This is a genomic window from Lederbergia citrea (genome assembly GCF_018343525.1).
Lineage (GTDB): Bacteria > Bacillota > Bacilli > Bacillales > Bacillaceae_C > Lederbergia > Lederbergia citrea.
In genome coordinates, this window is the sequence record NZ_JAGYPH010000001.1 from 679,495 (window position 1) to 692,491 (window position 12,997).

Sequence of the window (12,997 nt, forward strand, 5' to 3'; positions counted from 1 at the left end):
ATGCCAAGTATTCAATAAAGCTTAATTCCCAGTAGGATTTTGGAAATTCGGCATGTTTACGCCCCGAAAGTTCGAGAGTCTATAATTTCGGTAAGATAAAGAAAAGGCTTGGGCGTTATATCCGCCCAAGCCTTTTCTTATATTATTAACTAATTACCTCTACCATTATTCCCATTCGAACCGCCGTTCTCGTCCGTATTTCTGCCACGATTGCCGCGGTCGGCATTTGAATTGGAGTCTCCATCGCTTCCGGAATCTCCGCCATCATCTCCGGCACCGTCATCTTGTCCGCCTGATCCTCCAGAACCATCATTATTTCCTGGATCATCATTTCCTCCAGTGTCCGAACCATCTTCTGCTCCACCAGAGACATCATCCTTATTTCCATCTTTTTCGTCCGAACCATTATTCTCTTTATCTTTTTCGTCTTTTTTATTTTCTTTCTCTTTCTCTTTCTCTTTATCTTCCTCTGCCTCGTCTTCTTCAGGTGGAACGGCCTCTTCCTCTTCTTCAATCTTTGGAACTGTTACGCTTGCCGTGCCTGGGGTGCTTCGTTGGCTATTTGAAACAGCTATTACTTCAATGGAGTAAGTTGTTTCTGGCTGCACGTTTGTAATGGTATAGCTTTGACCATTTGAGCTGCCAATCGATTGTTTTTTATCACCAGCTTTTATTGTAACTTCAAATTTAAGGTCTTTTTCTTTAGCATGTCCCCAGGTAAAAGTAACACTATTTTCTTCTTCTTGATATTCACCTGTAACAGTAGGTGAATCAAGCTTATCAAATGCCGCAGACACTTGAGTAGGTTCGGTGCCCGCTACAAATAACTCATAGACGATATTACTATCAGGTGTATAACTACTAGGTTTTTTCGCCGGCATTGAACCTTTCTCTACTGCTGCTTTTACCACGCTGCTTGGCATAGTAAAGTCAGGGGTTTCTATACCTTCGGATACATGTGCCATTAAATTTTTGTATAGCTGCTGTGCAATTTTTTGATCATTATATTCCCAGCCACCACGAAGAGGGGTACTGCGTTTTTCGTATCCTGTCCAGACGGCTGCAGTGTAATTTGTCGTATAGCCGGCAAACCACGCATCGGGAACATCACCTTTTTTCACACCATATTTCTCCATATCTTCTTCAGAGTAATTAGTTGTACCAGTTTTACCCGCTGCAGGTAGGCCAGGAATAATTGCTCCGCCACCTGTTGCCCCAGATTTATTAGACAAAACATCTTTTAGCATATCAGTTACCATAAATGCTGTTGAATCTTTCATTGCAACCTTTGGTTTGATTTTATTTACGATTTCAGTTTCACCGTCTTTAAGGACGATTTTATGAACGGTATGGGGTTTATTGTACATACCGTTATTTCCAAAGGCTGCATAGGCACCAGCTAATTTTAAAGGAGAAATATTTTCTATTCCACCGATTGAAGCTGATGGATTATCAATCTTTTCATATTCTAGTCCAACATTTGCAGCAAATTCACGTGCTTTTTCATTGCCGACTGCCTCAAAGGCCTTAAGTGCCGGAATATTTCTAGAGCGATATAATGCTTCTCGCATCGACATTTGACCAAGATGAGCATTGTCATAGTTATTAATAGGCTGGCCAGTTGAGTATTGGTATGGTTCATCAACAATTTGCTCATAGGTTGACCAATTTAAATATTCAATTGCAGGGCCGTAATCAAGAATTGGCTTAATTGTTGAGCCTGGTTGACGATCCGAGAGTTTCGTTGCGAAATTACGTCCCCGTTTAATATCTTTATAACGGTTGCCGCCGATGGCGCGGACCGCACCGGTTTTTGTATCTAAAAGAACTATTCCAGCCTGCATTTCTGCATCTGGAAACTCGATGACTTCATCTGTTAAAAGCATTTTTTCTGTATAATCTTGAGCATTAGGATCAAGGGTCGTATGAATTTTTAAGCCGTCTGCATAAACATTATAGTTTCCAAGTGATTCCACTTCTCTGATTACTTCATCGACGAAAGAATCATATTTATAAGCAGTCCCTTTATTTTCTTCTTCAGGAATAAGAGTTTCTAAAATCGATGTCTCCTTAGCCTTATCCATTTCATCCTTACTGATTTTTCCATGCTGATACATCAGTGACAAGACGAGGTTTTTCCGTTTGTCGGCATTATCTGGATGCACGTATGGATCATAACTGCCCGGCCTTTGTGGTAACCCGGCTAAGAAGGCTCTTTCTTGAAGCGCTAGCTCGTCAAGATTTTTTCCGAAATAATATTTTGATGCTGTTTCTATGCCATGAACTCCGTTTGCGTAATAAATTTTATTAACATAAATTTCAAAGATTTGTTCTTTTGTGTAGTTTTGTTCGAGTTTGATTGCAAGCCATGCTTCTTGGGCTTTTCTTTTCAATGATTTTTCTGTAGACAAATACGATAATTTTACAATTTGCTGGGTGATTGTTGAAGCACCCTCTGATCCAAAACCGCGTGAGACATTTGCGACGACTGCGCCGGCTAGCCTTCTTAAGTCTATTCCGCCATGCTTATAAAAGCGAACATCTTCGGTTGCAAGGACAGCATCTTCGACTTCCTTTGGGATGTGATCATAGTCAACATAGTCCCGATTTTCAGTTCCAAGAACTGCATATACATTATCGTTCATATCCAATACTTCAGATGCTATCGGATCGATGAGTAAAACCTCATCTAGTGGGGGAGCATCTTTTGCATATATGGCAAAGGTGGTTGCTCCTACAGCAAGACCGGCTATACCAAGCAAAAATATAGTCAATAATATTGTTTTAAATATATTCTTTCGTTTACCTTTTGTTTTTTTCTTTACTGGAGCTTGTTTTCTGCGCCGTTCTTCGCGCGTTTTATAGTTTTCTGCCATTTGCAGTATTCCTCACTTTCAAAATATAAATCTTGTCAAAGAAGTTTTATAAAGAATATAAGTGGCGAATCGTTTTTAAATAATCAATTCGTGGGTGGAAACCATATTCTATGCGATGACCACAAGCAATAACTTCTTCTTTTGTTATTGATTTTCTTCCTCCGCCTTTCATGCGATCCCAATATACCATTAAATCTTGGCCTTCCATTAAATAAATTTCTTCTGTTTTAGCAAAACGAAGGATAACGAAAGTAATGCCACCATGGTTTAATACATTTTTCATATGGTTAATTTGGTGTTCATGAAAGTTTTTTAATGGAAAGGAGGTGCTGTTTTGTGTTTCCTTTGCTTCAAAGTCGATATGTTTTCCATTGAAAACACCATTATAATCAGTCGTAGATGCTTGGCGAAAATAAGCTTCCTTAATAACTGCCGTACTCCTAGATTTATAATCTACTTGAACGATTTGGACAGGAGTCGGTTTCTTATGGATAACAGCGATCCCTTGTGATAAATAATATAAATTTGTTTCATTTAAATCTTCTTCAAGCGTCATTCCTCTTTTACCATAAGTAATACTATTCTTCACATTATGTGTGTTTTTTTTGGGGGGTCCTACTCTATATTTCCTGCCGTTAGGATAATTAAACTCCATAGTATCTCCACCTCAGGCTAAATTATACCATAGGAGCTTAGTTTATCGAATATATGCCTGAAAAGACCGTGATTAAAGTTATTGCTATTATTATTGGACGAAATTAAGCCGCATTTAGTTTCACTTTTTAGGAAAATATCATGTTTCTGCAATCTTAATGCTGGATGAACGGAATCATTAGTATACAAAAGATGAAATGGATTTTCACTTTTGAAGCATGTCGAAGAAAAAAAGGAAATTCGGATAATACCACTTTGTTTGGCGAATTACTTCTAGTTTTGTCAATCGTGAAGGAAGAGAAGGAAAGATAGAGAATAGAATAGCAAAAGGGTGAGGATGGAGGCTGAAATCATGACCAAATCAGAATTGTTAAACAGACTCGAATCAATTAGCTCTCAAATTGATCATTTAGAAGTAAAGTTCCAAGAAAAAACGAATCAGGAAAAGAATAAGATTTTTTCTGCGATGACAAATAATGAGAAGCAAATGAAGCAAAGGCTAGTATGGTTGGAAAATAAATATGAAGAAGAGGAGAGAAAGCAAACTTTAAAAGCAGAACAAACTAGGCGACCACTTCTGGCGATTGCACGTTAAAAGATTTAATCAGTCTGTGTTGAACTTGAAAATAAACGAAGAAGGCAGTAAGATGAAGGAAAATTGACAAGCAGCTTTCAAAAGGCTGCTTTTTCGTGTTCAAAAGGAGCTAAAAATGGAGACTGAAGAATTACGGCAATTGACGTCAAAACTACTTAACTATAATCAAGAGGCTTATAATAGCTTTATACAATGCCGGGAAACTGGCGAGAAGGGCGATTTTTATACCGAAGTGAAGCCGTTTGCTGACAATGTGAAGTATTGCTGCGATGAATGGGAGCCTGCTGCCTCCGCATGGGTGATCGCCAATAAACCGAAAAATTTGTATCCGATGCAAATTAAAAATACCGCGGAAAATATGCAAATGGTCTCTGTTCGGGCATTTTTTCCTGAAACAAGCTTGAAGAAATTTAACAGTCATATTCAATCAATCGATTTTGTACTACGACATCTTCTAGATGAATTAGAAGATAAAGCATAAATTCGGGTCCTTTGTATGTTCATGATTTTTTTCACATTCCTAGGAAACTAGGCATAATGTATATTAACTAATTTGGATTAGGAGGACGGCACTATGTTAAACAGATATCGCAATATTCGTCTGCCGTCTGGGCTGCCATACCAATCCCAGTATCAGCATCAAATGCCTCCGGCCCATTATCCTTATGCGATGCAACCATACCAATTCGGAGGAATGCCAAGTTATCCTATGCCGCCAATGCCGCATTTCCCGCCTCCTTACCCTAATGGGATGCAACAATATCATCCGTATCTCGAACAGGGGCCAATGCAAAACGGGGGCGAAAAACAAGGGAGCCATTTATTTCATAATCCTTTACAGCCAGATGATGGATATATGTATGAAAAATTTGGAAATCACTTGGGGTATCCAAATGCATATCCAAAACCCCCTAATGTACCAAAAACAGTTGGGAACAATTTTGGTTCCGTATTAAATTCATTTAAGTCACAAAATGGGTCACTAGACTTCAACAAAATGATAAATACAACTGGACAGCTCGTCAATGCGGTAAACCAGGTTTCAGGAATGTTCAAAGGTCTCGGCGGGCTATTTAAAGGATAAAGGAATCGGCATATGCGTCGATTCCTTTTTTTTACTGTCTAGCTCCAGCGCCAAGCCCCTCGAGGTCAAATGTTCTGAGGCATTAAAAGTCAAAACCGTACTTTTATTGCCTCAGAACATTTGCTTGTCGGAGGCCCGCAGGATGCGGGTCAGAACGGCGTTGCCACAGGACGTGGCGCCCTTAGCCGTTCTTCCATCGCAAGGCGCTTGCGCTTTTCTTAATCAATATTTATTTTTTTTCCTTTTTTCTTAGGCACGGTAATTGTCAAAACACCGTCTTCATATTTAGCCACTGCTTTTCCTTGTTCAATTGGCTTGGAAAGGGGGACTGTTCTGGACATTTGTTTCCACATATCCTTTTGTTGAAATATTTTATTATTTTTGTCCTCCTTTGTTATGGTCTCTCTTTGTTTGACTGAAATAGCAACGTATTGTTGTAGAACTTCAATTTCAATATGTTCCTTTTTTGTCCCAGGGAGCTCTGCAATTACTATATATTCTTTTTCATTCTCTTTAAGCTCGGCTGAAAAACCGCCGAACGGTTGAGTAGATGTGAAAAAATCATCAATGCTTTGCAAAACACTTCTATTAGGCCGCTGCTCACTGAATAAACGATTCATGGCGTTAAAAAAATGGCCGAATGGTTCAGGGACTGAATTTTCCTTATTACTTTCAGGTAGTTTATCAGACATTTTATCAGCACCTCCTATACATACTTACCGTATCTTATGTAGGTCAAAATTAAAAAGTTCACTCTTAAAAAACACTTCCTTTTTACACTATGAAAACGAACGTTTATTCGCTAAAATAGAGAGTGAGGTGATTTTCTTGAATTGGAAAAAAGATGTTCTCGATGTGATCAATCAATTAAAAGCTAACCCTTCATATAAAAATAATATTGTCAGCTGGCACACCATCTCGGAACAGAAGGCCAAAACGCTTCCTTTTCCGGATGATATTCATCCCGATTTATCCAGCTCCTTAAATTCAAGGGGAATTAAGGAATTATACACACATCAGCAAGTAGCTTATACTACTGCTATGGCCGGAAAGAGCTTCACAGCAGTTACTCCGACTGCATCCGGAAAAACATTATGTTATAATCTCCCCGTGCTGCAAACTATTCTCCATGACCAATCAGCACGTGCTTTATATATTTTTCCGACAAAAGCTCTAGCACAGGATCAAAAAAGTGAAATGAACGAACTCATTGATGCGGCGGGCTTACCAATTAATAGCTATACATATGATGGCGATACTCCTGCTAATATTCGGCAAAAAGTAAGAAAAGCGGGCAATATTGTTATTACGAATCCTGATATGCTTCATTCGGCTATTTTGCCTCATCACACGAAATGGGTTTCGCTCTTTGAAAATTTAAAATTTATTATTCTTGATGAACTTCATATTTATAGAGGGGTTTTTGGAAGCCATGTAGCTAATGTAATTAGACGCTTGAAAAGAATTTGTCGTTTTTATGGTTCTGACCCTGTTTTCATCTGTACGTCTGCTACGATCGCCAACCCAAAAGAACTGGGAGAAAAGCTTACAGGAAATCGTATGGAGTTAATTGATAATAACGGTGCACCTAGAGGAAAAAAGCATTTTATCTTCTATAATCCGCCGATCGTAAATAAGCAAATGAATATTCGGAGAAGCGCTACTTTGGAAGTTCGCAAACTTGCAGGAGAATTTCTAAAAAATAAAATCCAGACCATCATATTTGCCAGAAGTCGGGTTAGAGTTGAAATAATTTTGACGTATTTAAGTGAATTAGTACGCAGTCAACTTGGGCCAAAATCAATTAGAGGATATAGAGGCGGCTATTTGCCAACTCAGCGGCGAGAAATTGAAAAAGGACTTCGAAATGGAGATATTTACGGGGTTGTCAGTACAAATGCTCTTGAACTCGGTGTAGACATCGGTCAGTTGCAAGTTTGCATTATGACAGGTTACCCGGGAACAATTGCAAGCGCTTGGCAACAGGCGGGACGTGCCGGAAGAAGGATGGGGGAGTCACTCGTCATTATGGTGGCAAGTTCTGCACCACTAGATCAATATGTCATTGAAAATCAACAATATTTCTTTAGCCAGTCGCCTGAAACAGCTCGCATCAATCCCGATAATCTTATTATCCTCGTGGATCATATAAAATGTGCCGCGTATGAGTTGCCATTTGGAACGGATGAAACATTTGGGGAAATGGATGTTCAGGAAATTTTAGAATTTTTAACCGAAGAAAGAGTGCTGCATCAAAATGGTGATAAATGGTATTGGATGAATGATTCTTTTCCCGCTCATAACATCAGTTTGCGCTCCGCTTCTCAGGAAAATGTTGTTATTATTGATCAAACAGACCGCTCAAATGTGAAAGTAATTGGGGAGATGGACACTTTTAGTGCATTAACGCTTTTACATGATGAAGCAATTTACTTACATCAAGGCATTCAATATCAGGTTGAATATCTCGATTGGGATGAGAAGAAGGCATTTGTTGCCGAAGTGGATGTTGATTACTTTACTGATGCCAATCTGGCCGTTCAGCTTCGCGTACTTGAAGAAGATAAAAGAAAAGAGACTTTTGCCGCAGAGATTGCATTTGGAGATGTAACTGTGAATGCAATGGCAACTATTTTTAAGAAAATCAAATTCGAAACACATGAAAATATCGGCTCAGGTCCGATCCATTTGCCTGAAATGGAACTGCACACAAGTGCCGCATGGCTGTCCATGAACAAAGAATTGAGTGAGTATGAGCTGGAAGACCTTGAGTATGGGATGATTGGAGCCGCTCACGCTTTAAAGGCAATCATTCCATTATTTGCAATGTGTGACCCGGGGGATATTCATACCGTTCCTCAAGTAAAAGCAGCCCATAATGATAAGCCTACGATTTTCATATATGATCAGTATCCAGGTGGTATCGGTATTAGTGACAAAGTTTATGAAATGATGACAGAAATTATCGCTGAAACAAAATCAATGATAATAAATTGTCCATGTGAAAGTGGCTGCCCTTCGTGCATCGGAACCGATACATCTACAATTAGAGCAAAAGAAATAACGATAGATCTCCTGCGTAAAATGTTCGATGCATCAATAAGTCAGTGAGGTGATGATCCACATGTCTCTGAAAAACAAACTAAACCGCTTCAAATCACATATGATTCGTGATGAACAGGAAACATTACAAAAACAGGAGCCAGTTGAGAGATTTGATGATTTTGAACTGCCTTTTAAAGAAATTTGGAAAGAAGCTGGTGTCGCTCCCTACAATCTTGAAGAAGAATATTGTTTAATTCGCGAAGTGCGTTACCCATTAGATTATCAGCATGGAAGCTATCAGTTTAAAGACTTTTATACAGCATTGAACGCTTGGGACTATTATTCCGGCAGTCATCCCTTATCGGCAAAAGGTATGACTGCATCAGATTTATTTTTCTTCGATACAGAAACAACAGGTCTATATGGTGGGGCAGGTAATACCATTTTTCTACTCGGTCATGCCAGATTTGTGGGGGATGAGGTCATCCTTACCCAACATATCCTGCCGGAGCCCGGTTTTGAAGTCCCTTTATATAAAAGTTTTTTAGAGACTGTAGATTACACCACGCTAGTAACATATAACGGAAAGGCCTTTGATTGGCCGCAAGTTAAGACTAGGCATACACTTGTGCGTGATCACGTCCCAAAACTTCCTGCATTTGGCCATTTTGATTTATATCATGCTTCAAGAAGAATGTGGAAAAATAGGCTGGAATCGGTAAAGTTGTCTAAAGTGGAAGAATCTATATTAGGGGTATCAAGAGTGGATGATGTACCAGGGTATTTGGCTCCGATGATTTACTTTGATTTTGTAGAGCGGAAAAATCCTGAAGCCATTTTAAAAGTGCTGAAGCATAATGAAATTGATATATTATCGTTAATAACTTTATATACGCATTTAACATTCCAAATACTATGCCTTGACCCGCATCAAACGGCAACTGAAAAAATGCTTGTTGGGAAATGGTTTGATTATATTGGCGAATTTGAAGTGGCTGCATCCACATTTGAAGTAGCCGCGAAAGAGGACGATATTTCAGCTAAATACGAGCTTGCTTTTTATTATAAAAAAGCAAAAAAGTATGATGAGGCAAAGCAATTATGGAAAGAAGCTGCTGAAAAGGGAGACCGGGCAACGAAAAAAGCAGCGAATATAGAGCTCGCTAAACTAATGGAACACCAATTTAAGGATATTGAACAAGCAATCCAGCACACAAATGAAGCGCTTGCATTAAATCAGAATTCCTCTAAAGCGGCTTCTGGAAAAGATGATTTATTTATTCGAAATGCAAGCCATCGCTTAAACCGGTTAAATGGGAAATTAAAGCGGAAATAAATAATATCATTTCCCGGGGAAGCGCAGATTTCGACTATAAGTAGTAAATTCCGTCTTCATTTGCAGTTTGTACGAAGAAAAAGGTCGGAATTTTAGAATTGCAAGTTGGAGGGCATATTAGCGTTCTGCAAATCATAACACACCCATTTAATTAATCTTTCTTTTCAAATATAGGTATTTACATTAGTACATGTATTAGACTTTTTACATAGGTTGTAAGTGTAAAGAGATTAATGACTAGAAAGGAGCAATGGGCATGTTTCATCCTCATGGTTGTGGTTGTCCTACTTGTGTTATGCCAGCCGTTGTTCATCCAACAAAGTGCTGTGTAAATCATACTTGTAATAATGTTATCGTGCCGCATATTCATCCAACGCATACAACAACAGTCAATCACGAAAATATTATAAACGAACATTATTTCCCGCACACAGAATCATTTGTAAATGAAGTAACAGAACAAAACGTCGTAATGCCAGGTCCCGGGCCGGGATTTGGTGGAGCTCCAGGGTTTGGTCCTGGGGCTGGACCGGGGTTTGGTCCTGGGTTTGGTCCTGGAGTTGGACCGGGGTTTGGACCAGGATTCGGTCCTAGGCCTAGACCTGGATTTGGTCCAGGACCTGGGTTTCCGTATTAATAAATATGTGAGCAAGGGTGAGAATTATTTTACCCTTGTCTTTCTTTTTGGGAATTTATGGGGGGATGAAAAAATGCCTACAGTTGCTACTGTTACAGGGTACAAGCCCTTTGAACTTGGTATCTTTAAACATGACGATCCTGCTATTAAATACATAAAAAAAGCACTTAGTAAGGCATTATCGCAACTTGCTGAGGAAGGACTTGAATGGGTGATAATTTCCGGGCAATTAGGTGTTGAACTGTGGGCTGCAGAAGTTGTATTTGATCTTATTCCAGTTTACCCTGAATTAAAGCTTGGCGTCATAACTCCTTTTTTAAACCAAGAGGAAAACTGGAAGGAAGGGAACAAGGAATTGTATGAATCAGTCTTGATGCAAGCAGATTTTGTTGATTCATTATCTAAACAGCCTTATGTAGGTCCTTGGCAATTTCGTAATAAAAATAAATTTTTTGTGCAAAAATCAGATTGTGCACTAATATTGTACGACGTAGAAAAAGAAGGATCTCCTAGGTTTTTTTATGAAACTTCAAAAATGTATCAGCAGTCGCATCCTTATGAAATTAGAACAATCGACTTTTATGATTTGCAATCCGTAGTGGACGAAGAAAGTTTTTAACAAATTTTCGAAACTTGCCAAATTCCCCTTGTAAAATTGACAAAAACATATTACTTTGTAAGAATGAATTAAATGTAGTGTGAATATCGAGGTGGTGTTTCAAATGTTGGTGGATAAATTAAAATTGACTGCTAAAGAAATTTTAGAGAAAGAATTTAAAACAGGCTTAAAAGGATATAAACAAGAAGATGTAGATAAATTTTTGGACTTAATTATTAAAGATTATGAAGCTATGCATCAAGTAATTGATGAGTTACAGCAAGAAAATTTACGTCTAAAAAAACAGGTAGAAGATACTTCGCGCCGTCAACCTGTACAGCCAGCTGGCACAACGAATTTTGATATTTTGAAGCGTCTTTCCAATTTGGAAAAACACGTTTTTGGAAGCAAATTAGACGATTGATTATGTGCTTCCAACAATTTCCTCTTGCCAACAAAGGGAAAAAGTTATAAAATAATAAGTCGATGAGACAAATAACATTCGGGTAATCGCTGCCGCAGTTTGCGGCAGAGGAAAGTCCATGCTCGCACGGTGCTGAGATGCCCGTAGTGATCGCGCCTGGCGAAACAATAAGCCAGGGCAGTCCGGTTTCATACTGGACTGACGGCAGGAAAAGCGCCTAAGTCTATTGCAGATATGGCGTGACTACCTTTAAAGTGCCACAGTGACGGAGCTTTGTTGGAAACAACAAAGGTGGAACGAGGTAAACCCCGTGAGCGAGAAACTCAAATTTTGGTAGAGGCACTCTTTCTGAGAAAATGAACGAGGAAAGAGGCAGGCTTAAAAATGGGCCTGCAGATAGATGATTACCGCTGGAGTACGAGGTCCGCCTATGACCGTTAGCAGTACAAAAGTACAGAACATGGCTTACATGAATGTTATTATAGGTTGATTTACAAAGAAATGCCCTTCTTGCTTAAGAAGGGCATTATTATTATTTAAACTTACATAAAAATGCCTATAATATTAAGGAAAACTCAACTCAAAAAGGGTGAGAAAAATGGGAACTTATAAGCTGATTGCAACTACAGCAATGGGAATAGAAGCGATCGCCGCGAAAGAAGTTAGAGAACTTGGCTATGATTGCGAGGTTGAAAACGGTAAAGTCGTATTTACGGGAGACGAACAAGCGATTGCACGCGCAAATCTTTGGCTAAGAACAGCTGACAGAGTAAAACTTGTGGTCGGTGAATTTCCGGCTTTTACATTTGATGAGCTTTTTGAGAAAACAAAATCTTTACCTTGGGAAGAATTTCTACCCGTTGATGCAGAATTCCCTGTTCAGGGTAAATCGGTGAAATCGAAACTGTTTAGCGTATCAGATTGCCAGGCAATCGTAAAAAAAGCAATAGCTGAAAGACTGAAAATAGCTTATAAACGCACTTCTTGGCTTGAAGAGAGCGGCTCATTATTTAAAATTGAAGTGTCTTTGCTGAAAGATAAAGCATTATTAACGATTGATACAAGCGGAGCTGGCTTACATAAGCGGGGATACCGGGTTGACCAAGGTGAAGCACCACTTAAAGAAACATTGGCAGCTGCGCTAATTAAACTGACGAACTGGCAGCCTGGGCGCAAACTGCATGATCCATTTTGCGGCTCCGGTACAATTCCGATTGAAGCAGCGTTGATTGGTCAAAATATTGCTCCGGGCTTTAATCGCGAATTTTTAAGTGAAACATGGCCATTCATTAATAGTGAGACTTGGGATAAAGTAAGGGAAGAAGCGGAGGACCTTGCAAACTACGATCAAGAGCTTGATATTATAGGTACTGATATCGATCACAAAATGGTCGAGATTTCCAAGAAAAATGCTTTCGAGGCGGGACTTGGAGAGTTAATTGACTTTAAGCAAATGCAGGCAAAGGATTTAACAACCAAAAGTGAATACGGAGTAATCCTTGGAAACCCTCCATATGGAGAAAGAATCGGAGATAAAAAAGAAGTGGAAAAAATGTATCGGGATATCGGAATAGCGTACGAAACGTTGGATACATGGTCTATTTATATTCTTACTTCACATCCGGATTTCGAGAAGTTATACGGAAAACAGGCTACCAAAAAAAGAAAACTGTTTAACGGTTTTATACGGACAGATCTCTATCAATATTGGGGTAAAAGGCCACCAAAAGAACAAAGATCAGAATAAA

12 protein-coding genes and 1 other RNA gene are annotated in these 12,997 nt (G+C 39.0%); 10 read left to right on the forward strand and 3 right to left on the reverse strand.

Features of this window, described 5'->3' with window-relative positions; translation table 11 throughout:
• Positions 1–149: 149 nt before the first annotated feature.
• The gene (locus KHA88_RS03545; RefSeq protein ID WP_213121400.1) at positions 150–2,876 is read right to left on the reverse strand and encodes a penicillin-binding protein 1A; all 2,727 of its coding nucleotides are present in this window, start codon (positions 2,874–2,876) and stop codon (positions 150–152) included.
• A 46-nt stretch (positions 2,877–2,922) separates the two neighbouring features.
• On the reverse strand, positions 2,923–3,531 hold the full coding sequence (gene recU, locus KHA88_RS03550; RefSeq protein WP_213121401.1) for a Holliday junction resolvase RecU: 609 nt from the start codon (positions 3,529–3,531) through the stop codon (positions 2,923–2,925).
• Positions 3,532–3,882: 351 nt separating this feature from the next.
• Here recU and KHA88_RS03555 point away from each other — a divergent pair, with 351 nt between their 5' ends.
• The 3 genes from KHA88_RS03555 to KHA88_RS03565 all read left to right on the forward strand — a co-directional run bounded on the left by KHA88_RS03555 (position 3,883) and on the right by KHA88_RS03565 (position 5,209).
• Positions 3,883–4,125 carry a hypothetical protein gene (locus tag KHA88_RS03555; protein WP_213097133.1) on the forward strand — a complete coding sequence of 81 codons (243 nt, stop codon included), beginning with the start codon at positions 3,883–3,885 and terminating at the stop codon, positions 4,123–4,125.
• 115 nt (positions 4,126–4,240) lie between these two features.
• Positions 4,241–4,606: a YppE family protein gene (locus tag KHA88_RS03560; RefSeq protein ID WP_213097132.1), complete on the forward strand. Its 366-nt coding sequence runs from the start codon at positions 4,241–4,243 to the stop codon at positions 4,604–4,606.
• 93 nt (positions 4,607–4,699) lie between these two features.
• Positions 4,700–5,209 (forward strand): YppG family protein, encoded by a 510-nt coding sequence (locus KHA88_RS03565; protein ID WP_213097131.1) that lies wholly within the window; start codon positions 4,700–4,702, stop codon positions 5,207–5,209.
• A 218-nt stretch (positions 5,210–5,427) separates the two neighbouring features.
• Here the strand turns inward: KHA88_RS03565 and KHA88_RS03570 are convergent, their stop codons facing one another.
• Complete coding sequence (locus KHA88_RS03570) at positions 5,428–5,901, reverse strand: Hsp20/alpha crystallin family protein (RefSeq protein WP_249305796.1); 474 nt, start codon at positions 5,899–5,901, stop codon at positions 5,428–5,430.
• A 136-nt stretch (positions 5,902–6,037) separates the two neighbouring features.
• Between KHA88_RS03570 and KHA88_RS03575 the strand changes: the two genes are divergently transcribed.
• The 7 genes from KHA88_RS03575 to KHA88_RS03605 all read left to right on the forward strand — a co-directional run bounded on the left by KHA88_RS03575 (position 6,038) and on the right by KHA88_RS03605 (position 12,996).
• Positions 6,038–8,320 (forward strand): DEAD/DEAH box helicase, encoded by a 2,283-nt coding sequence (locus KHA88_RS03575; protein WP_249312881.1) that lies wholly within the window; start codon positions 6,038–6,040, stop codon positions 8,318–8,320.
• 13 nt (positions 8,321–8,333) lie between these two features.
• On the forward strand, positions 8,334–9,590 hold the full coding sequence (locus KHA88_RS03580) for a ribonuclease H-like domain-containing protein (RefSeq protein WP_213121403.1): 1,257 nt from the start codon (positions 8,334–8,336) through the stop codon (positions 9,588–9,590).
• A 256-nt stretch (positions 9,591–9,846) separates the two neighbouring features.
• Positions 9,847–10,227: a CotD family spore coat protein gene (locus KHA88_RS03585; RefSeq protein WP_213097127.1), complete on the forward strand. Its 381-nt coding sequence runs from the start codon at positions 9,847–9,849 to the stop codon at positions 10,225–10,227.
• Between the two features lie 73 nt (positions 10,228–10,300).
• Positions 10,301–10,846, forward strand: a complete 546-nt coding sequence (locus KHA88_RS03590; RefSeq protein WP_213121404.1) for an SLOG family protein — start codon at positions 10,301–10,303, stop codon at positions 10,844–10,846.
• A 103-nt stretch (positions 10,847–10,949) separates the two neighbouring features.
• Positions 10,950–11,249, forward strand: coding sequence for a cell division regulator GpsB (gpsB, locus tag KHA88_RS03595; RefSeq protein ID WP_213097125.1), 300 nt, complete (start codon positions 10,950–10,952; stop codon positions 11,247–11,249).
• 74 nt (positions 11,250–11,323) lie between these two features.
• Positions 11,324–11,722, forward strand: an RNA gene (gene rnpB / locus KHA88_RS03600) — RNase P RNA component class B.
• Between the two features lie 125 nt (positions 11,723–11,847).
• The gene (locus tag KHA88_RS03605; protein ID WP_213106934.1) at positions 11,848–12,996 is read left to right on the forward strand and encodes a THUMP domain-containing class I SAM-dependent RNA methyltransferase; all 1,149 of its coding nucleotides are present in this window, start codon (positions 11,848–11,850) and stop codon (positions 12,994–12,996) included.
• Position 12,997 lies beyond the last annotated feature (1 nt).